Below are 20323 nucleotides of genomic sequence, written 5' to 3' on the forward strand. Positions count from 1 at the left end.
GATTTCCGTCGTATCCGGCCCGGACGAGGCGGGCACGATGAGGTCGACAGCCTCCGCGGGGGAACGGGGGACGCCGACGGGCCGGCAAGAACGACGATCGGAGGAGATCGAAGATGCGCGTCGGTGTGCCCAAGGAGATCAAGGACCACGAGGATCGCGTCGGCCTGGTGCCGTCGTCGGTGCGCGAACTCGCCGGCCACGGCCACGAGGTGCTGGTGGAGACCGGCGCCGGCCGCGGCATCGGCGTCGACGACGAGGCCTATCGCGCCGCCGGCGCCCGCATCGTCGACGGCGCCGACGAGGTGTTCGCGACCGCGGACATGATCGTCAAGGTCAAGGAGCCGCAGGCGGTGGAGCGGCGCAAGCTGCGCGAGGGCCAGATCCTCTTCACCTATCTGCACCTCGCGCCCGATCCCGATCAGGCCCGCGACCTGATGGCCTCCGGCGCCACCTGCATCGCCTACGAGACGGTGACGGCCGCCAACGGCTCGCTGCCGCTGCTGGCGCCGATGTCGGAGGTGGCGGGCCGGATGGCGCCGCAGGTCGGCGCGCACTGCCTCGAGAACGCTGGCGGCGGCATGGGCGTGCTGCTCGGCGGCGTGCCGGGCGTGCTGCCGGCCGAGGTGGTGATCCTCGGCGGCGGCGTCGCCGGCACCAACGCGGCGCAGGTCGCGATCGGCCTCGGCGCCGACGTCACCGTCGTCGACCGTTCGCTCGACGTGCTGCGCCGGCTGGTCGCCACCTTCGGCTCGCGGGTCAAGACCGCCCATTCCAACGCCGACACCATCGGCCGGCTGGTCACCCGCGCCGACCTCGTGATCTCCACCGTGCTGGTGCCCGGTGCCGCAGCGCCGAAGCTCGTCACCCGGGAGCACGTCGCCGCGATGAAGACCGGCTCGGTGCTGGTCGACGTCGCGATCGACCAGGGCGGCGCCGCCGAGACCTCGCGCGCCACCACCCACTCGAACCCGACCTACGTGGTCGACGGCGTGGTGCACTATTGCGTCGCCAACATGCCGGGCGGCGTCGCGCGCACGTCGGCCTTCGCGCTCAACAACGCGACCCTGCCCTTCACGCTGGCGATCGCCGACAAGGGCTGGAAGCGCGCCCTCGCCGAGGACCGCCACCTCGCCGCCGGCCTCAACGTCCACGCCGGCCGCATCACCTACAAGGCGGTCGCCGATGCCCTCGGCTTCGACTACCGCGACACCGCGCAGGCTCTCGCCGCCTGAACCGAGTACCCGGAAATCGGAAGGCGGACGCGCGTCCGCCTTCCGCCCCCCCGCCGATGCGGACGGTCAGTCGAAGAAGATCGTCACGTCCTCCTCGACCTTCGGCCCGAAGGTGTCGCGCTGGTTGGAGCGGCCGATGAAAATGTCGGTGCCGTCGGCGAAGCTGTCGCCGTCGGAGTCGGTGCCGTAGAGCGAGCACTCGAACTGCCGGAAGACGGTGGGTGTCGGCTCGGCGATCTCGTCGGTCGGCATGGTCGTCGGGACGACGAGCGAGCGCGGCCGGTCCTTCCAGGCCGTGTTGATCGAAACGCGGTAGTCGATTCGCTCGGAGGCATTCGGCCGGCTCGCCCCGACGGGCTTCCAGAACACCGCGACGTAGACGCTGCAGCGCAGCGTATCGGTCGGCTCCACCCTCAGACCCGCCGGCGCGGTGTAGGAGAGGTTCATCGTGAGGCTGCCGGAGACGTAGGCGCTGTCGGCCGGCGGCGGCGGCGCGGCGACGGCGTCCTCTGGAACGGATCCGGTGGCGAGCGGCTCGAAGCGGCCGGTGGCCGGATCGAACCAGCCAGGGATCGCCCCCGGCGGCGGGCGGCCGGCCGCCGCCGACGCGGCCGAGGCCAGCAGCACGGCGGCGAGCGCCACGAGGCGGCGGGCCGGCCGCATCACAGCGCCCCGCTCATCGTCAGCTTGACCGTGGTGTCGTTCTTCGGCAGCGCGATGCTGCGCTGGATCGACCCGTAGGCGCCGTACTGCCGTCCACCGTCGAACCGGTAGTAGGACGGGCTGATCGAGACCGACATTTTGCCGGTCCGATCGGCGACCGACCAGCGATAGGGCACCACGACCACGTAGCGCGCCTTGCGGCCGACCACCGACACCTGGACCGACGACGACGAGGTGTTGGAATAGGTGTCGTCGTACCAGGAGAGATAGGCGGCGACGCCGACGACGGCACCGTCGGGGATGGCGTCGTTGAAAACCAGCTCGCCGCTGATCCGGATCTTGCCGCGGGCGTCGATGCGTACGATCGCGGCCTCGGTGGCGACGACGGTGCCGGCGGGTTCCCCGTCGGCGCGGGCCGGGCCCGACCCGAGCACTGCGGCGGAAAGGGCTGCGGCGAGGACCAGGAGCTTGGGCGTCACGGCATCGTCTCCCAGGATCGAGAACCTTCAGAGTGCGGCCGGCACGTGGACCGTGGTGACGCCGCCGCGGGGCAGCGGCAGCGTGAGGTTGAGCGCTGTGGACCGTCCGGTGGTGCCCGACGACACCGTCACGCCGACGCGGACCACCGTGTCGGCGGGATCGAGGTCGACGCGATAGGGCAGTTCGATCGCGACCCGCCCGCCCTTCGGCACGGCGGTGACCGTGGCGCTGCCGGAATAGTTGAACGACCCGAAGCGCGCGGTCGCACCGACCTGGACGCCGGGCAGCGACGTGCCGCCGCCGTCGAGGAACACGGTGGCGACGACGCGGATCGTGCCGGTACGCTCGGCCGCGCCGGCGGAACTCGCGGCGACCAGTGCCGCCGCGGCGGCCAGGGCGATCGGGAAGCCTCGCATGGCGGTCGTCTCCTCGGCGCGCAGGGTCAGAGGGCGAGACGGACGGGGATCACGAGCCGTCCACCGGCCTGCGGCAGGGGGACGCGGAGCATCTGGCTGGTCCGTGGCCGGGCGGTGCCGACCGCGGTCGAGGCGTCGACCCAGACGGTCAGCATCGTCTTCTCGTCGGCAGCCCGGAAGCCGTAGGGCAAGGCCGCGGTGTAGGAGGCGGTGGCGCCGACGCGCCGCGCGGCGCCCTCCGTACGGTAGTCGTTGTAGCTGCGCTCGGTCGCGGTGCCGTCATTGCCGATCCGGCCATCGACGAAGACGGAAATCTCCTCGCCGGCGGGCACCTTGCTGACGAGGTCGACGGTCACCTCGACGACCAGCGTGCCGCGCACGCGTCCCGCGGCGGGGCCCGACGTGTCGGCGACCGCGGACGGAGCGCTCTCGGGCAGGAATCGATCTGTCGCCGGGTCGTACCAGCCGAAGACGAGGCCGGGCCGCGGCGGCACCCGGGCCTCTCCGGCCACGGCGGCGGCATGCGCGAGGATCGTGACGAAGGCCAGCGACAGGACAGCGGTCCGCATGACGGCGCCTCCCCCAGCGAGGACGTCAGAGTGGACCACCTGTGGACGACAGCGTCAAGTCGAAGCCCTCGTGAAGGATTCGCGACACCGCGGACCGGCGGGCGCCCGATCCGAAAAACCCCGTGCCGGTAAAGCTCTGGCAAGAACCGTGGCCGATCCTGAGGGTGTCGGCGCGAATCGCCGGCGCGTGACGGTTCGGTTGCGTGGGTGGTGCGATGGCGGCTGGGATGATGACGCGGGAGGACGAGGTCCGGGTGCTCAGCGAGTTCCTCGACCTCTACCGGAACTGGATCCGCGGCGTGGTCGCCGAGGCCCGTCTCGACGGCGCCCAGACCGAGCCCGGCCGCGAGACGATCGAGGTCGACACCGAGGCGCTCGACGTCTGGATGGCCGCCCTCGACAAGACCGCCGACCGGCTGATGATGCTGACCGGCGCCCCCGAACTGCTCGCCCGCATCGGCAATTCCGAGCCGATCCCGCCGGCCCGCCCGCCGGTCGCCCAGGGCAAGGCCGCCGGCCGCCCGGCGCTGCGGCTCGTGACCTGATCCCGTCGCCGGCGGGGCGCCTCGGCCCCGCTCCGGTCATTTCCGGCGGGGCGCCTCAGCCCCGCTCGAGCACCGCGACGACCTCGACGTGGCTCGACCACAGGAACTGGTCGACCGGCAGCACGCGGCGGATCCGGTAGCCGCCGTCGACCAGGGTGCGGAGGTCGCGCGCGAGCGTCGCCGGATTGCAGCTGACCGCCACCACCTTGCGCACGTCCGACTTGGCGATCCAGCCGGCCTGCTCGGCGGCGCCGGCACGCGGCGGGTCGAACACCACGGCGTCGAAGCCGACGAGTTCCTTCTCCACGTAGGGCCGGCGCGCGAGGTCGCGGCGCTCGGCCCGGATACGGTGGCGTCCGGTCATGCCGCGCGCGGCGCGGTCGAGCGCGGCGACGGCGGCGGCGTCCCCCTCTGCGGCGGTGACGTCGGCGGTCCGGGCGAGCCGGAGCGCGAAGGTGCCGACGCCGGCATAGAGGTCGGCGACGCGTTTCGCCGCACCGACCCCGGCCACCACCGCCTCGGCCATGATCGCCTCGGCGGCCCGCGAGGCCTGCAGGAAACCGCCTGGCGGCAGCAGCACGGCGACGCCGTCGATCGTCACCACCGGCGGCCGGCGCTCGACCACGATTTCGCCGGCGACGGAGAGGCGGGCGAGGTCGAAGCGGGCGGCGAGGTCGATCAGCGGCAGGCGCAGGCGGTCGACGTCCTTGGCGGAGAGACCGGAGACCGTGACGTCGGCACCACTGTCGGTGGCGGTGACGGCAAGGTCGAGCGCGGTCTTGCGGGTCCCGACGAGCGCGGTCAGGGCGCGCAGCGCCGGCAGCGTGGCGAGGAGTTCGGGCACCGAGACCGGACAGGCCTCGACCGGCACAACGCGGTGGCTCGCCTTCTCGGTGAAGCCGACCAGCGGCGTGCGGCCGGCCGTCGTCCCGGCGAAGGTGGCGCGGCGGCGCGAGCCCGGCGGCACCACCGCGGCCGGCTCGACGTCGGGCGCGAGGCCGCGGTCGGCGAGCGCGTCGACGACGAGACGGCGCTTGAAGTCGGCGTAGGGTGCCGGGGCGAGGTGTTGCAGCACGCAACCGCCGCAGGCGCCGTAGTGCGGGCAGACCGGTTCGATCCGGTCGGGGCTCGGCGCGAGGATCTCGACGAGCCGGCCGCGTTCGCCCGCGACGTCGGCGGCGACGCGCTCGCCGGGCAGCGCGCCGGCGACGAAGACCGCGCGGCCGTCGAGGTCGGCGAGGCCGTCGCCGCGGTGGCCGAGGCCGAGGATCTCAAGTTCGGTCACGGACCGCTCCGATCAGGTGTTCGTGGTTGCCGTCGCCACCGGCGATCGGCGAGGGGACGAGGCCGAGCGTGCGCCAGCCGTCGCGGCCGTCGACCCAGGCGGCGAGCCGGCGCGCCGCCGCCTCGCCCTCGGCGGGATCGACGAGGCCGCCCTTGCCGATCCGCTCGCGACCGACCTCGAATTGCGGCTTGGCCAGGAAGACGCCGACGGCCCCCGGCGCGGCGAGCGCCAGCGCCGGCGGCAGCGCCAGCGTCAGCGAGATGAAGGAGACGTCGCAGACCACCGCCTCCGGCGCTCCGGCGAGGTGGGTGGCGGAGAGCTCGCGGGCGTTGAGACCCTCGATCGCGGTCACCCGGGGATCGGCAGCGACGCGCGGGTGGAGCTGGCCGTGGCCGACGTCGATGGCGGTGACGTGGGCGGCGCCGCGGTCGAGCAGCACCTCGGTGAAGCCGCCGGTGGAGGCGCCGACGTCGAGGGCACGGCGGCCGGCGACATCGAATCCGAAGGCGTCGAGCCCGCCGACCAGTTTCAGCGCCGCCCGCGACACCCAGCGCGCCGCCGGATCGTCGAGGCGGACGTCGGCGCCCTCGTCGACCGGCTCGCCGGCCTTGGTCGCGACCCGGCCGTCGACGGTGACGGCGCCGCGCAGGATGGCGTCGCGGGCGCGCGCCCGCGTCTCGGCGAGGCCGCGGGCGACGACGAACTGGTCGAGACGGATGCGGGACATGGCCGTGGGTGTGCGCGAGGCCGGCCGGATTTGCAAGGGCCGGCCTCGGGCGGGATCAGGCGGCGTCGTCGAGCACGGCGGCCGGGCGCGGGGCGGCCGGCCGCGACTGCGGCTCCGGGGCGATCGGCCCGCCGACCGGCGCGGTGGCGGCGACGTCGAAGCCGGTCTTCTCGGCGTCGGTCGCGCCCGCACGGACGGCGGTGCGCAGGGCGATGAAGACGACCAGGACGAGCTGCGTCGCGGTCATGAAGAAGAACAGCGCCGAGGCGCCGAAATGCTGGATCAGCGCCGACGCCGAGATCGGGCCGATCACCGAACCGAGGCCGTTGGCGAGCAGCACGCCGGCGGCCATCTCGACGTAGCTCGACTTGTCGGCGCGGTCGTAGGCGTGGGCGGCGGCGACCGAGTAGCCGGTCAGGCTCGCCATGCCGAACACCAGCGCCATCGCCATCAGCGGCACGCCCGAGAGCGGCACCAGGGCGAACACCAGCGCCGCGGCGGCCGCGGCGATCATCACGCCGGCGAGGACGATGCGGCGGTCGCGGCTGTCGGAGAGGCGGCCGACCGGCCACTGCATCACCGCGCCGCCGATCACGGCGATCGACATGAAGATGGCCGCGCCGTCGGCGGAGAGGCCGCGGGCAGTGGCGTAGAGCGTGCCGAGCGACCAGAAGGCGCCGTTGGCGACGCCGATCATGAAGCTGCCGGCGATGCCGACCGGAGCCATCCGGAACAGCTTGACCGGATCGAAGCGCACCACCGCCACCGGCGCCGGCTGCGCCGCCCGGCTCAGCGCAACCGGGATCGAGGCGATGCCGATCAGGATGGCGGCGACGGCGAACAGGGTGAAGCCGCCGATCGGGGCGGTGGTCACCAGCATCTGGCCGCCGGTGATGGTGACGAAGTTGGTGATGATGTAGGCGCTCATCACGAAGCCGCGGTTCTCGTTGGTGGCGCGGTCGTTGAGCCAGCTCTCGACGATCAGGTAGAGCCCGGCGAGCGCGAAGCCGGTGACGGCGCGCGCCAGCGTCCAGACCACGACGTCGACGGCGATCGGGTGCACCAGCGCCACCGCGGACGCCGCCGAGACCAGGGCGGCGAAGGTGCGGATGTGGCCGACGCGGCCGATCAGATACGGCGTCGCCAGGCAGCCGACGACGAAGCCGAGGTAGTAGGACGACCCGATCAGACCGATCTCGACGGCGGAGAACCCCTCGGCGGCGGCGCGCAGCGGCACCAGCGTGGTCTGGAGGCCGTTGCCGCAGAGGAGGAAGGAGATGCCGAGAAAGAGCGACGCCAACGGCGCCAGGGTCTGGGCCACGATGATGTTCCGGAAGGGGGGAGAGCCGACGGCGGGATCGCTTGGATCCCGCGAAGCAATTGCCCGCTCAGCATGCCGGAATTGTGGCGCCGTTGCACGCGCGACGAACAGGGACGGCGACGCGCGGCCCCGACCGTGGCGTCAGCGCAACGGGAAGGCGACCGGACCGTCGCGGCCGGTCTGGGCGCGGTGGCGGAGCAGGTGGTCGGCGAGCACGATCGCCATCATCGCCTCGCCGACCGGCACGGCACGGATGCCGACGCAGGGGTCGTGGCGGCCCTTGGTGCGGACGTCGACGTCGGCGCCGGCCGACGACACCGACCGCCGGTCCGTCAGGATCGACGAGGTCGGCTTGACCGCGAAGCGGGCGACCACCGGTTGGCCCGAGGAGATGCCGCCGAGGATGCCGCCGGCGTTGTTGGAGCCGAACAGGATGGTGCCGTCGTTGCCCATCCGCATCTCGTCGGCGTTCTCCTCGCCGGTGAGTTCGGCGGCGGCCATGCCGGCACCGATCTCCACCGCCTTGACGGCGTTGATCGACATGAAGGCCGAGGCGATGTCCTGGTCGAGCTTGCCGTAGATCGGTGCACCCCAGCCGGCCGGAACGCCCTCGGCGACCACTTCGATCACCGCGCCGACCGAGGAGCCGGCCTTGCGGATCGCGTCGAGATGGGCCTCGAAGCGCCGGGCGGCGCCGGCGTCCGGGCAGAAGAACGGGTTGCGGTCGACCTCGTCCCAGTCCCAGGCGGCGCGGTCGATCCGTTCGCGGCCGACCTGGACCAGCGCGCCGCGGATGGTGACGCCGGGGAGGATCTTGCGCGCGATCGCGCCGGCGGCGACGCGGGCCGCGGTCTCGCGCGCCGACGAGCGGCCGCCGCCGCGGTAGTCGCGGACGCTGTACTTCAGGTCGTAGCCGAGGTCGGCGTGGCCGGGACGATAGGTGTCGCGGATGTCGCCGTAGTCCTTGGAGCGCTGGTCGACGTTGCGGATCATCAGCGAGATCGGCGTTCCGGTGGTGACCGGGCCGCCGGTGCGGTCGTCCTCGAACACGCCGGAGAGGATCTCGACCTCGTCGGGCTCGCGGCGCTGGGTGACGAAGCGCGACTGGCCGGGCTTGCGGCGGTCGAGGAAGGCCTGGATGTCCGCCGCCGTCAGCGGGATGCCCGGCGGGCAGCCGTCGACGACGCAGCCGAGCGCCGGGCCGTGGCTCTCGCCCCAGGTGGTGACGCGGAAGAGATGGCCGAAGCTGTTGTGCGACATGGGGCGCCGACGTCTCGTCGAGTGCGGGATCGGCGCCTTCTCTAGGCGTGCCGGGCGGGAAGGTCAAACCGTCCCGCCCGAGCGGGGCTCTCACTTCACCTGGAAGGTGATGCGATACTCCTTGGTCGGCTGGATCAGCTCACCGGTGTTGGTCGGAGAGCGATAGTTGACGACGAGGAGATCCGATCCGGTGAAGCCCTTGTCAGGACGGTAGCGCAGGAAAGTCGCGCGGGTCTTGTGACCCTTGCACTTGCCCTCCATGACGTAATCGCCGCGGACCACTTCCGCCTTGCCGTGCTTCGGCGCGGTCACGATGGTCATCGTGAGAGCGCCCGGCGACCGGCAATCGGGGGTATAGAGGGCGAAGGCGGTCGAGAACGCCTCGCCCTTTCCCAGATCGATCGTCACGTCCTCGGCGGCCGCGGATCCGGCCCATACCGCCGCGACCACGGCGACCGCATTGCGCAGAAAACTCATGCTTCGACGCCCCTCGATTGAACTTGCGCAACCGAAGCTATTTCTTCTGGTAGAAGAATACCACCTTTAGAACCTGGATGAACGACGACGCGAGCAAGAGTGGCGCGCATGCAACAGCCGGAGAAGGCGGCACGCCACTCTCGGATTGCGAGCGTCGTACGGGCTCACACCCACTCCACCGTGCCGCCGGACCAGACGTAGAAGCGGTCCTGCGGCGTCGTGAAACCGCGGGTCTCCGCCACCGCGAGGATGCCGAGCAGCACGCTGAGGACGCGGTTGACGCCGCCGTGGGTGACGAGCACCGTCGGGCGGGCGAGCGCCTGGACCAGGGGCGTCAGCCGGTCGATCGCGGCGGCGGAGCTCTCGCCGCCGGGCGGCACGTGGTGCCAGTTCTCGGTGTGGCGCAGTGCCCATTCCTCGGGATCGCGCGCCTCGATCTCGGCACCGGTCAGGCCGGACCAGCGTCCGAAGTCGATCTCGACCAGCCGCTCGTCGGTGCGGAAGGCGAGCGGATCGAGCCCCGCCGCCTCGCGGAACAGCCGCATCGTCTCGCTGGCGCGCGACAGCGGCGAGGCGAGATAGTCGTAGTGCGTCGCCGGATCGAGACCGAGACGGGCGCAGCGCTCGGCGAAGGCGGCGCCGTTGCGACGGGCCTGGGCGCGGCCGGTGTCGTTGAGCGGGATGTCCTCGCGGCCCTGCAGGCGCAGGGCGGCGTTCCAGTCGGTCTGACCGTGGCGGACGACGACGAGGTCGTGGGGGTGGTTCGCGAGCGGGCTCATGGCCCTCGCCTTGCCCGATCCATGCCGCCGGATCAAGCGCCGGGCGTCGGCGCGACCTTCACCGGCGCGCGCGGCGCTGGCACTGTCCGATCCATGACCGATCGCGATTCGCTTTCCGGCGACCTCTTCGCCGACCTCGCCGGCCCCTGCGACCGCCGGATCGAGGAGGCCTACGCCCGGCAGTGGGGCGGGCCGGTCGCCGGCGTCGACGAGGCGGGGCGCGGCCCCTGGGCCGGGCCGGTGGTCACCGCGGCGGTGATCCTGACCGACGCGCCGCTGCCGGCCGGGCTCACCGATTCCAAGCAGGTCGGCCCAGCCGCCCGCGAGGCGATGTACGAGGCGATCTGCCGCGACCACGTGGTGGCGCTCGCCTCGGCATCAGTGGCGCGGATCGACGCCATGAACATCCGCGCCGCCACGCTCTGGGCGATGGCGCGGGCGGTGGCGGCGCTGGCTGTGCCGCCGGTCGGCGTGTTGGTCGACGGCCGCGACGTGCCGCCCGACTGCCGGGCCCGCGGGCTGCGCGGCGCGGCGCTGGTCAAGGGCGATTCGCGGGTGGCGGCGATCGCAGCCGCGTCGATCGTCGCCAAGGTGACGCGCGACCGGATGATGGAGGTCGCCGCGCGGCACCATCCCGAATACGGCTTCGAGCGCCATCGCGGCTACGGCACCGCCGACCACGCCGCCCGCCTCGCGCAGCACGGCCCCTGCCCGCTGCACCGGCGCAGCTTCCGTCCGATCCGCGAGATGCTGGCCGGAAGAGGCTAGTCGCGCCGGTCAGTGATAGCCTTCGCCGGGGCGGACGCGGCCGCGGAAGGTCCAGTAGACGAAGGCGGTGTAGGCGAGCACCAGCGGCAGCAGCGCCAGCACGCCGACCAGCAGGAAGGTCTGGGACTCCGGAGCTGCGGAGGCCTGCCAGATCGTCAGCGCGCCGGGCACCACGTAGGGGAACTCGGAGATGGCGAGGCCGGCGAAGGCGAGCAGGAACAGCCCGACCGAGCCGAGGAAGGGCAGTGCCGGGCGGCCGCGGTCGAGCCCGACCAACACCGCCACCGCCAGCGCCGCCGTCAGGATCGGCACCGGTGCGAGGAGGGCGAGGTTCGGCCAGGAGAACCAGCGCTCGGCGATGCGGTCGTAGGCGAGCGGCGTCCATACCGAGACCGCCAGAATGAAGGCGACCAGGGCGAACAGGAGCGGCCGGGCGATCGCGCGGGCCCAGTGCTCGACCTCGCCGGCGACGCGCATGTGAAGCCAGGTCGCGCCGAGCAGGGCGTAGCCGACCACGAGGCCGCAGCCGCACAGCACCGCGAAGGGAGTCAGGAAGTCGAGCGGCCCGCCGGCGAAGCGGCCGTCGGCGACGGTGACGCCGTCGATGACGCCGCCGAGCACCAGCCCTTGCGAGAAGGCGGCGAGGAAGGAACCGCCGGCGAAGGCGACGTCCCAGAGGCCGTGGTCGGGCTTGGCGACCCAGCGGAACTCGAAGGCGACGCCGCGGAAGATCAGCGCCAGCAGCATCAGGATCACCGGGGCGTAGAGCGCCGGCATGATGATGGCGTAGGCGGCGGGGAAGGCGATCCACAGCGCGCCGCCGCCGAGGATCAGCCAGGTCTCGTTGCCGTCCCAGAACGGGGCGACCGAGTTCATCATGACGTCGCGGTCGCGCTCCTCGGGCCGGAACGGGAACAAGAGGCCGACGCCGAGGTCGAAGCCGTCGAGGACGACGTAGAGCGCCACCGAGACGGCGATCAGGCCGGCCCAGATCACGGGAAGGACGTCGGGCTCGAACATGGCGGTCACTCCCCTGCCCCGGCGGCGATGCGCTCGGCCTCGTGCGCAGCCGCGATCGGCCTGTTGCCCATGCCCTCCGTGTGGTCGCGGAGCGGGATCGGCCCCTTGCGCAAGAGGCGGGCGATGTAGACGACGCCGGCCGAGAACACGACGCCGTAGACGAGCACGAACAGCGCCAGCGACGTCGCCACTTCGACGACGCCGACGGGCGAGATCGCGTCGGCGGTGCGCAGGATGCCGGTGGCGACCCAGGGCTGGCGGCCGATCTCGGTGGTGTACCAGCCGGCGAGGATAGCGACGAAGCCGAGCGGCCACGTCCAGGCGAACACCCGCATGACGAGGCCGTAGCGGAACAAACGGCCGCGGAGCCAGGCGAGCGCGCCGACGGCGACCAGTCCGAGCATCAGGAAACCGACGCCGACCATGACGCGGAAGGCGAAGAACACCGGCGCCACCGGCGGACGGTCCTGCGGCGGCACGCTCTTCAGGCCGGGGATCGTGCCGTCGAGCGAATGGGTCAGGATCAGCGAGCCGAGCTTGGGGATGGCGATCTCGAAGCGGTTCTCCTCGGCGTCCTGGTCGGGCCAGGCGAACAACACCAGTGGCACGGAACCGGGCTCGTCGCCCCAGTGCGCCTCGATCGCGGCGAGCTTGACCGGCTGGTGCTCGAGGGTCTTCAGGCCGTGCTGGTCGCCGATCAGGATCTGCAGCGGCACCATCACCACGAGGATGCCGAGCGCCATCCGCATCATGGTCTCGGCGTGGGCGACGTGGCGACCGGCGAGCCACCAGCGGGCGCCGCAGGCGAGCACGACGAAGCCGGTTGTGATGTAGGCCGCCGCCAGCATGTGGGCGAGGCGCAGCGGGAAGGTCGGCGAGAAGATCACCGCCCACCAGTCGGTCGGGAAGGCGATGCCGTTCCTGAGCTCGTAGCCGGCCGGTGCCTGCATCCACGAGTTGGCCGAGATGATCCAGAAGGCCGAGATCGCGGTGCCCACGGCCACCAGCACCGCGGCGACGAAGTGCAGCCACGCCGGCACCCGGCTGCGGCCGAACAGCATGATCCCGAGGAAGGAGGCCTCGAGGAAGAAGGCGGTCAGCACCTCGTAGCCGATCAGGGGACCGACGACGTTGCCCGCGACCTCGGAGAAGCGGCTCCAGTTGGTGCCGAACTGGTAGGTCAGCACGATGCCGGAAACGACGCCCATGGCGAAGGAGACGGCGAAGATCTTGGTCCAGAAGGCGGCGAGGTCGCGGTAGGCGGCGCGGCCCGTCGCGAGCGCCATGCCGAGGAGCGTGGCGATCCAGGCCGAGAGGCCGATCGTGAAGGCCGGGAAGATGACGTGAAAGGAGATCGTGAAGGCGAACTGGATCCGCGCGAGCAGGATCTGGTCGAATTCCATGTCGGTCTCCCGGTCCGCCGTGCCGCCGCCGGCACGCCGCCGGGGTCGTGGCGAACGCGCGGGCGGCCGCCGCCCCCAGGGAAATCACCTACCGCGGCGGGACGGTCCGGACCAGCACCCGAGTGCCAACTTGATCGTTCCAGTGAGGTCACGGATCCGTGATCGGATCAGGCGTCGACGACCCGCTGGACGAAGACGAGGTCGAGCCAGCGGTCGAACTTGCGGCCGACCTCGCGGAAATGGCCGACCCGTTCGAAGCCGAGCTTGTCGTGGAAGCGCAGCGACGGCTCGTTGGCGGCGTCGACGGCGCCGACCATGACGTGCTTGCCGGCGTCGCGGGCGAGCGGCAGCAGCGCGCCGACGAGGGCCGAACCGACGCCGCGGCCGCGCAGACCGGCGGCGACGTGGACGGAGTGCTCGACCGTGTGGCGGTAGCCCGGCCACGCGCCGCGCCAGTCGCCGAAGGAGGAGAAGCCGACCACCGCACCGCCGTCGTCGGCGACCAGCACCGGATAGCCGAGCGCGCGCCGGGCCTCGTACCACGCCGTGCGCTCCTCGAGCGGTACCGGGTCGAAGGCGTAGACCGCCGTCGAGGTGGCGATCACCTCGTTGTAGATGGCGAGGATCGCGGGCAGGTCGGTCGGGTCGGCGGGACGGACGAGCACGGCGGAACCTCCACAACGAGAGACTTTCGTCCATTATAGTGGATGGAACGGCGCCGTGCCAGGGTGCTTGAAAACGAAAACGGCCCCCGCGATCAGCGGAGGCCGTGAACTCGAAAACCGGCGGCGTCTCAGTTGAGGCGCGCCTTGACCTCTTCGATCGACTTGCCGACGAGGCCGGCGGCGACGTCGCCCTGGACCTTGTCGCCGAGGATCCGCGTCGCGGCCTTGACGGCGACGTCGGCGGCGACGGCGCGGACTTCGGCCACTGCGGCCTGCTCGGCCTGGGCGATCTTGACTTCGACCGCCTTCTTGCGGCGCTCGATCATCTCGGCGATCGCCGCCTCGGCCTCGGCGGCGAGACGCTTGGCCTCGGCCTTGGCCTCCTCGACGATCTCGGCGGCCTCGCGCTCGGCGGCGACGCGCTTGGCCTGATACTCGACCAGCAACGCCTGCGCCTGCTCGCGCAGCTTCTTGGCCTCGGCGAGCTCGTCGCGGATCGCGGTCGAGCGCTTGTCGAGGGCGCCGGTCAGCATGCCCGGCACCTTGAACCAGCCGAGCACCAGGAGGAACAGGATCAGGCCGACGAAAGCCCAGAGGGTGTTGTCGAACATCGCGGCGCTCCTCAGGACTTGGCCACCGCGGCGACCGCGGCGGCGGCCTCGTCGCGGGTGCCCTGACCGATCAGGGCGGCGACGATGGCCTCGGTGGTGTCGACGGCGATGGCGTCGACCTCGGCGAGCGCCTTGGTCTTGATCGCGGCGATGTCGGTCTCGGCGGCGGCGAGGCGCTGCGACAGATCGGTCTCGGCGGCGACGCGGCGGGCGTCGACGTCCTTGGTCACGGCGGCGCGGGTCTCGGCCGCGATGGCGCCGGCCTTGGCCTTGGCCTCGGCGAGTGCCTGCTCGTAGGCCGCGATGGCCGCGTCGGTCTCGGCGCGGGCACGCTCGGCCTCGCCGAGGTCGGCCTCGATGCGCTCGCGGCGGACCTCGAGGATCGAGCCGATGCGCGGCGCGATCTTCTTGGAGACCAGCCAGTAGAGCAGGCCGAAGGTCAGCGCCAGCCAGAGCAGCTGCGAGCCGAAGGTCTCGGAATTGAACGGCGGGAACACGCCCTCGTGGCCGCCCTCGTGCGCCACTTCGCCAGTGGCGTGCGCGGCCGGGTCGGCGCCGTGGGCCGCGTCTGCGGCGGGGGCGGCTGCGGCGGCGCCATCGGCCGGGGCGGCCGGGGCGTCCTCAGCGCGGGCGGGGGTGACGAACCACGTCATCGACGGCTCCGGCTCCCGAAGGTCGGGGTGCGATCATGGGAAGCGGCGGCCCTCGGAAACAAGGACCGCCGCGGATTCTGCCGGCGGACGACGGACGCCCGCCACGTGCCTTCCGTTCCGGACGAACCGGGACGGCACGCCGTCGTCAGACGGCGAACAGCAGCAGGAGCGCGATCAGCAGCGAGAAGATGCCGAGCGCTTCCGTCACGGCGAAGCCGAGGATGAGGCGGCCGAACTGCCCGTCGGCGGCCGACGGGTTGCGCAGGGCACCCGACAGGAAGCTGCCGAAGATGTTGCCGAGGCCGACGGCCGCGCCGTAGATGCCGATGGTGGCGAGGCCGGCGCCGATGAACTTTGCAGCTTCCGCGTCCATGTCGATACTCCTTAGGTATTCCAGGTTTGTCTTGACCGCTGGGTGTGGGCTTCCGCGAACCTTACCCGACCTCAGTGCCCCGGGTGCAGGGCGTCGTTGAGGTACATGCAGGTGAGGATCGTGAAGACGTAGGCCTGCAGGAAGGCGACGAGGAATTCGAGGCCGGTCAGGGCCACCACCATCACCAGGGGCAGGAGAGCGCCGAGCACGCCGCCGAAGCCGAGGCCGGACAGGGTCACCACGAAGCCGGCGAAGACCTTCAGCGTGATGTGACCCGCCAGCATGTTGGCGAAGAGACGGACGGAGAGGCTGAGCGGGCGGGAGAGGAACGAGATCACCTCGATCACCGCCACCATCGGAATGATCGCAGCCGGCACGCCGCTCGGCGCGAAGATGCCGAGGAAATGGGTGCCGTGCTTGTAGAAGCCGTAGATGCTGACCGTCAGGAAGACGACCATCGCCAGCGCGAAGGTGACGATGATGTGCGAGGTGACGGTGAAGAAGTAGGGCACCATGCCGAGCAGGTTCGCGGTGAGCACGAACATGAACAGCGAGAACACCAGCGGGAAAAACCGCATCGAACCGTGGCCGGCCGCCGAGGTCAGCGTGTTGGCGACGAACTCGTAGGCGAGTTCGGACACCGACTGGAGCCGGCCCGGGACGATGGCGCGCGCCGACGTGCCCCAGAGGGTGAGCGCGGCGATCACCGCCACGGTCACGACCATGAACAGCGACGAATTGGTGAAGGAGAGGTCGAGCCCGCCGACGCGGATGTCCACCAACGGATTGATGATGAACTGATGGATCGGATCGGTCGGGTTAGCAGCCACCGCTCAGCCCCTCGCAGCAAGTCGCCATCGATCTTCGGACGGGTCCGCCCGGCGAAGGCGATCCGTCCGCTGTCTCCGCGCCGCCGGCCGCCGACGTCGCCGGCAGGCCGATAGCAGTCCGTTTACGATTCGTCGCCCCCGGATTTCCGCCCCGGCGGTGGAAAACGTTCCGCCACCAGTCCGGCCGCCCGCATGACGTTGAGGGTCCCCGCGGCGAAGCCGAGCAGCAGGAAGACGATCATGCCCCACGGCGTCGTGCCGAAGACCCGATCAATCGTGTAACCGATCACGAAGCCGACGATCACGCCGGCGACGAACTCGGTCCCCATCTTCCACGCCTCGGCCAATCCCGAGACGGCTCCACCCCGCGCCGGCGCGGTGCGCTCGGCTTCCTTCCGCTTCTCGGCGTCGAGCTTCTGGCGAAGCTCGGCGAGCCGAGGGTCGGACCGGGCCCCCTCCGGCGCCCCTTCTCCCTGGGAAACCACACGTTTCCGATCGTCGTCAGCGCTCATCACGAGTACCGCCTGGCGAGCACGAAACGCCGTGAAATCCCGGAGATCGGGGGCACCCCGAAAGTCGGGCGCACCATAGTCACGGCCCCCGGACGTGTCAAGAACGCGTGATTTGCACATAGATCATTGAAAGTCATGACGTTTTTCCCTCCGGAAGGGAGTCGTGGGGACGGCGCGACGCTTCGCCCTCCTCCATATCGATTTAAAAGGCGTGCACTCCGCCGATGGTATCAATGCCGCCCGTCCGTTGCCGTTCCCCGGGCCGCGCCGGGGATCAGACCGCCTCGCGGAAGGTCTCGGCGGTCTCGAGGTCGACGCTGACGAGCTGGGAGACGCCGCGTTCGGCCATGGTGACGCCGAACAGCCGGTTCATCCGCGCCATGGTGATCGGGTTGTGGGTGATCACCACGAAGCGGGTGTCGGTGGCGCGCGCCATCTCCTCGAGCAGGTCGCAGTAGCGCTCGACGTTGGCGTCGTCGAGCGGGGCGTCAACCTCGTCGAGCACGCAGATCGGCGCGGGGTTGGTGAGGAAGACGGCGAAGATCAGCGCCATCGCCGTCAGCGCCTGTTCCCCGCCGGACAGCAGCGTCATGGTCTGCGGCTTCTTGCCCGGCGGCCGGGCGAGGATCTCGAGGCCGGCCTCGAGCGGATCGTCGGCGTCGACCAGCTGGAGTTCGGCGGTGCCGCCGCCGAAGAGATGGGCGAACAGCCGGCGGAAATGGCCGTCGACCAGATCGAAGGCCGCGAGCAGGCGCTCGCGCGCCTCCTTGTTGAGACCGGAGATGGCCTGCCTGAGCCGCCGGATCGCCTCGATCAGGTCCTCGCGCTCGTGGACGAGGGCGTCGAGGCGCGCCTCGACTTCGGCGGCCTCCGCCTCGGCCTGCAGGTTGACGCCGCCGAGCTTGTCGCGCTCCTGGCGCAAGCGCTCCAGGCGAGCGTCGAGGCCGGCGAGGTCCGGGCGCGGGGCGTCCTCGGCGAGTTCGGCGAGCTTGCGGAGCGCGAAGACCGGGGCGTCGAAGCGTTCGCGGATCTCCTCGACGAGGCCGTCGCGCCGGGCCCGCGCGGCGGCGAGCCGCTCCTCGGCGCGCCCCCTGCCCTCGCGGATCTCGGATAGCCGGGCCAACGCCTCCGCCGCGCGACGGTCGGCGGCGGCGGCGGTGCGTTCGCCCTCGGCGAGCGCCTCGGCGGCCTCGCGGGCGGAGGTCTCGCCGGCGGCGATCGCCGCGACCAGACCGCGGCGGGCGGCGACGATCTCGTCGGGACGGTCGACCAGATCGGCCCGCTCGGTCTCGACGTCGTCGAGACGGCCGGCGAGTTCGTCGAGCCGGGCCTCGGCGCGGCGGACGCGGTCGGCCCAGCCCTCCCGCTCGCGGGCGACGGCGTCGCGGCGACGGGCGCGCTGCTCGCGGTCGCGGACGAGACCGTCGACGGCGGCGCGCGCCTCGGCGAGGCCGGCCCGGCGTTCGGCGAGTTCGAGCCGCGCCGCCTGGACCGCGCCGGCGAGGGTGTCGCCGTCCGGCAGATCCGCGAAGGCCTCTTCGGCCTCCTCGGCGGCGGCCGCCGCCTCCTCGACGTCGACGGCGAGGCGGCCGAGCTGGTCGGCGAGGGCGTCGCGGCGGGCGACGAACTCGGCCATGGCGCGCTCGGCGCGCATCAGCCGGTCGCGCGCCTCGGCGAGGGCACGGCCGGACGCCTTGACCGCCTCGCGGGCGGTTCGCTCGGCGTCGACGGCGGCGCGGACGGCGGTCTGTGCCCTCTGGAGGTCGGCACGGCGGGCCGCGACGACCTCGGCGGCGGCGGCGCGCTGGCGGTCGAGTTCGGCGAGGCGGTTGCGCGAGGCGAGCCGCTGCGCCGCGGGGGTCGGCGCGCCGGCGGCGGCGACGTAGCCGTCCCAGCGCCAGAGGTCGCCGGCGCGGCTGACGAGACGCTGTCCGGACCGGAGCGCGGCGGCGAGACGCGGGCCGTCGGCGGGATCGACGACGCCGATCTGAGCCAGCCGGCGCGCGATCGTCGCCGGACCGCCGACGTGACGCGACAGCGGCTCGGCGCCGTCGGGCAGCGTCGGATCGCCGTCGGCCGGCCCCGGCTCGCCCCAGTGGGCGGGGGCGCGGCCGTCGAGCGGGGCCTCAAGGTCGTCGCCGAGCGCGGCGCCGAGCGCGGTCTCGAAGCCGGCGGCGACGGCGAGGGCGTCGACCAGCGGAGGGAACAGGTTGCCGTTCTCGATATTGAGCACGCGCGCGAGGGTGCGGGCCTCGGTGTCGAGCCGCTGCGCCTCGCGCTCGGCCTCGGCGAGCGGTGCGCGGGCGGCGCGCTCGGCGGCTTCCGCGGCGGCGCGTCCGGCCTCGGCGGCGGCGGCGGCGTCCTCGGCCTCGGCGAGGCGTTCGGCGGCGATCTCCGCGTCGGCCTCGGCGTCGGCGATGCCGGCGTCGCCGGCGAGACGTTCGGCGATCGCCGCCCGCTCGGCCTCGAGGGCAGCGCGGTCGCGGGCGAGGCGATCGCGGCGCTCGGCGAGCTCGCGGCGGCGGCGGTCGAGCGCGGCGCGGCGGGCGCCGGCCTCGGCGTGGGCGCCGGTCGCCTCGGCGAGACGGACCTCGACGTCGGCGACCGCGGCGGCGACGTCGGCGAAACACGCCTCGGCGTCGGCGATCCGGTCGGCCTCCTCCGCGCTCTCGGCGGCGAGGGTCTCGGCCTCCTCGGCGAGGGCGGCGAGGCGCTCGTCGTTCTCGGCCACCAGCGCCGCCTCGCGGTCGCGGTCGCGCACCACCTCGGCGGCGCGGCGGGAAAGGTCGGCCAGACGTTCGCGGACGCGGCGCTCCTCGGCCTCCGATTCGCCGAGGGCGTGCCGCAGCCGCTGCAGCGCCGCGGCGCGTTCGGCGGATGCCTCGCGCAGGCCTGGCAGGCGGTGGGCGGCGAGGCCCTGTTCGCGCGCGGCTTCCGCCTGGGCCAGTTGCGCGTCGCCGAGCCCGTCGACCGTGGCGGCGAGCAGGCGCTCGGCCTCGGCGACGGCGGCGTCGACGTCGGCGAAGCGGATCCAGGCGGCGGCCGCCTCGATCTTGCGGATCTCGCCGGAGAGGCCGCGGTAGCGCGCGGCCTGACGGGCCTGACGCTTCAGCGCTTCGAGACGACCGTCGATCTCGCGGACGACGTCCTCGAGGCGGGTGAGATTGGTCTCGGCGGCGCGCAGGCGCAGTTCCGCCTCGTGTCGGCGGGTGTGGAGGCCGGAGATGCCGGCGGCCTCCTCCAGGATGGCGCGGCGCTGGGTCGGCTTGGCGGCGATCAGCTCGCCGATCTGGCCCTGGCGCACCAGCGCCGGCGACCGGGCGCCGGTGGAGGCGTCGGCGAACAGCAGTTGGACGTCGCGGGCGCGGACGTCGCGGCCGTTCATGCGGTAGGCCGAGCCGGCCTCGCGCTCGATCCGGCGGACCACCTCGATCTTGTCGGCGGTCTCGAAGCCGGGCGGGCCGCGCCGCTCGTCGTTGCCGAGTACCAGCGTGACCTCGGCAGAATTGCGCGCCGGACGCCGGCCGGAGCCGGAGAAGATGACGTCGTCCATGCCGGACGCGCGCATCGCCTTGTAGGAGCTCTCGCCCATGACCCAGCGCAGGGCCTCGACGAGGTTCGACTTGCCGCAGCCGTTCGGCCCCACGACGCCCGTCAGGCCGGGTTCGATCACGAACTCGACCGGGTCGACGAAGGTCTTGAAACCGACGATCCTGAGGCGCTCGAATTTCATG

The 20323-nt window shown here is 72.4% G+C and carries 22 protein-coding genes; 3 read left to right on the forward strand and 19 right to left on the reverse strand.

The window, feature by feature from the left end; genetic code table 11:
• Positions 1–113: 113 nt before the first annotated feature.
• Positions 114–1232, forward strand: a complete 1119-nt coding sequence (gene ald, locus EDD54_RS16455; RefSeq protein ID WP_126538219.1) for an alanine dehydrogenase — start codon at positions 114–116, stop codon at positions 1230–1232.
• A 66-nt stretch (positions 1233–1298) separates the two neighbouring features.
• Here ald and EDD54_RS16460 read toward each other — a convergent pair whose 3' ends face one another.
• Genes EDD54_RS16460 through EDD54_RS16475 form a run of 4 tightly spaced genes read right to left on the reverse strand, consistent with a single transcriptional unit; the run spans position 1299 to position 3360 of the window.
• Positions 1299–1895, reverse strand: a complete 597-nt coding sequence (locus EDD54_RS16460) for a hypothetical protein (RefSeq protein ID WP_126538221.1) — start codon at positions 1893–1895, stop codon at positions 1299–1301.
• Positions 1895–2374, reverse strand: a complete 480-nt coding sequence (locus tag EDD54_RS16465; protein WP_126538223.1) for a hypothetical protein — start codon at positions 2372–2374, stop codon at positions 1895–1897. Before EDD54_RS16465 ends, EDD54_RS16460 begins: the two co-directional genes overlap by 1 nt.
• A gap of 27 nt (positions 2375–2401) precedes the next feature.
• Positions 2402–2791, reverse strand: a complete 390-nt coding sequence (locus tag EDD54_RS16470; protein WP_126538225.1) for a hypothetical protein — start codon at positions 2789–2791, stop codon at positions 2402–2404.
• Between the two features lie 26 nt (positions 2792–2817).
• Entirely contained in the window at positions 2818–3360 is a 543-nt protein-coding gene (locus EDD54_RS16475; RefSeq protein ID WP_126538227.1) for a hypothetical protein, read from the reverse strand.
• A gap of 227 nt (positions 3361–3587) precedes the next feature.
• Here EDD54_RS16475 and EDD54_RS16480 point away from each other — a divergent pair, with 227 nt between their 5' ends.
• Positions 3588–3905, forward strand: coding sequence for a hypothetical protein (locus EDD54_RS16480; protein ID WP_126538229.1), 318 nt, complete (start codon positions 3588–3590; stop codon positions 3903–3905).
• Positions 3906–3960: 55 nt separating this feature from the next.
• Here EDD54_RS16480 and EDD54_RS16485 read toward each other — a convergent pair whose 3' ends face one another.
• From EDD54_RS16485 to EDD54_RS16510, 6 genes are all read right to left on the reverse strand, one after another.
• Complete coding sequence (locus EDD54_RS16485) at positions 3961–5190, reverse strand: class I SAM-dependent RNA methyltransferase (protein WP_126538231.1); 1230 nt, start codon at positions 5188–5190, stop codon at positions 3961–3963.
• A complete protein-coding gene (locus EDD54_RS16490; RefSeq protein WP_126538233.1) occupies positions 5177–5917 on the reverse strand; it encodes a TlyA family RNA methyltransferase in 741 nt (246 codons plus the stop codon). Before EDD54_RS16490 ends, EDD54_RS16485 begins: the two co-directional genes overlap by 14 nt.
• A gap of 55 nt (positions 5918–5972) precedes the next feature.
• A complete protein-coding gene (locus EDD54_RS16495; RefSeq protein WP_166653462.1) occupies positions 5973–7238 on the reverse strand; it encodes an MFS transporter in 1266 nt (421 codons plus the stop codon).
• Between the two features lie 141 nt (positions 7239–7379).
• On the reverse strand, positions 7380–8498 hold the full coding sequence (gene aroC / locus EDD54_RS16500; RefSeq protein ID WP_126538237.1) for a chorismate synthase: 1119 nt from the start codon (positions 8496–8498) through the stop codon (positions 7380–7382).
• 90 nt (positions 8499–8588) lie between these two features.
• Positions 8589–8975 carry a hypothetical protein gene (locus tag EDD54_RS16505; RefSeq protein WP_126538239.1) on the reverse strand — a complete coding sequence of 129 codons (387 nt, stop codon included), beginning with the start codon at positions 8973–8975 and terminating at the stop codon, positions 8589–8591.
• 164 nt (positions 8976–9139) lie between these two features.
• Positions 9140–9754: a histidine phosphatase family protein gene (locus EDD54_RS16510; protein ID WP_126538241.1), complete on the reverse strand. Its 615-nt coding sequence runs from the start codon at positions 9752–9754 to the stop codon at positions 9140–9142.
• A 93-nt stretch (positions 9755–9847) separates the two neighbouring features.
• Between EDD54_RS16510 and EDD54_RS16515 the strand changes: the two genes are divergently transcribed.
• The gene (locus EDD54_RS16515; protein WP_126538243.1) at positions 9848–10522 is read left to right on the forward strand and encodes a ribonuclease HII; all 675 of its coding nucleotides are present in this window, start codon (positions 9848–9850) and stop codon (positions 10520–10522) included.
• 9 nt (positions 10523–10531) lie between these two features.
• Here EDD54_RS16515 and cydB read toward each other — a convergent pair whose 3' ends face one another.
• From cydB to EDD54_RS16560, 9 genes are all read right to left on the reverse strand, one after another.
• Positions 10532–11542 carry a cytochrome d ubiquinol oxidase subunit II gene (gene cydB, locus EDD54_RS16520; RefSeq protein WP_126538245.1) on the reverse strand — a complete coding sequence of 337 codons (1011 nt, stop codon included), beginning with the start codon at positions 11540–11542 and terminating at the stop codon, positions 10532–10534.
• Between the two features lie 5 nt (positions 11543–11547).
• The gene (locus EDD54_RS16525) at positions 11548–12945 is read right to left on the reverse strand and encodes a cytochrome ubiquinol oxidase subunit I (RefSeq protein ID WP_126538247.1); all 1398 of its coding nucleotides are present in this window, start codon (positions 12943–12945) and stop codon (positions 11548–11550) included.
• Positions 12946–13112: 167 nt separating this feature from the next.
• The gene (locus EDD54_RS16530; protein ID WP_126538249.1) at positions 13113–13610 is read right to left on the reverse strand and encodes a GNAT family N-acetyltransferase; all 498 of its coding nucleotides are present in this window, start codon (positions 13608–13610) and stop codon (positions 13113–13115) included.
• Positions 13611–13738: 128 nt separating this feature from the next.
• On the reverse strand, positions 13739–14221 hold the full coding sequence (locus tag EDD54_RS16535; protein ID WP_126538251.1) for a F0F1 ATP synthase subunit B family protein: 483 nt from the start codon (positions 14219–14221) through the stop codon (positions 13739–13741).
• An 11-nt stretch (positions 14222–14232) separates the two neighbouring features.
• Positions 14233–14874 carry a F0F1 ATP synthase subunit B gene (locus EDD54_RS16540; protein WP_126538253.1) on the reverse strand — a complete coding sequence of 214 codons (642 nt, stop codon included), beginning with the start codon at positions 14872–14874 and terminating at the stop codon, positions 14233–14235.
• Between the two features lie 145 nt (positions 14875–15019).
• Positions 15020–15247 carry a F0F1 ATP synthase subunit C gene (locus EDD54_RS16545; RefSeq protein WP_126538255.1) on the reverse strand — a complete coding sequence of 76 codons (228 nt, stop codon included), beginning with the start codon at positions 15245–15247 and terminating at the stop codon, positions 15020–15022.
• Between the two features lie 71 nt (positions 15248–15318).
• A complete protein-coding gene (locus EDD54_RS16550; protein ID WP_126538257.1) occupies positions 15319–16077 on the reverse strand; it encodes a F0F1 ATP synthase subunit A in 759 nt (252 codons plus the stop codon).
• A 122-nt stretch (positions 16078–16199) separates the two neighbouring features.
• The gene (locus EDD54_RS16555; protein WP_126538258.1) at positions 16200–16589 is read right to left on the reverse strand and encodes an AtpZ/AtpI family protein; all 390 of its coding nucleotides are present in this window, start codon (positions 16587–16589) and stop codon (positions 16200–16202) included.
• A gap of 274 nt (positions 16590–16863) precedes the next feature.
• On the reverse strand, positions 16864–20322 hold the full coding sequence (locus EDD54_RS16560; protein WP_126538260.1) for a chromosome segregation SMC family protein: 3459 nt from the start codon (positions 20320–20322) through the stop codon (positions 16864–16866).
• Position 20323: the final 1 nt, after the last annotated feature.

It is taken from the genome of Oharaeibacter diazotrophicus (genome assembly GCF_004362745.1).
GTDB lineage: Bacteria > Pseudomonadota > Alphaproteobacteria > Rhizobiales > Pleomorphomonadaceae > Oharaeibacter > Oharaeibacter diazotrophicus.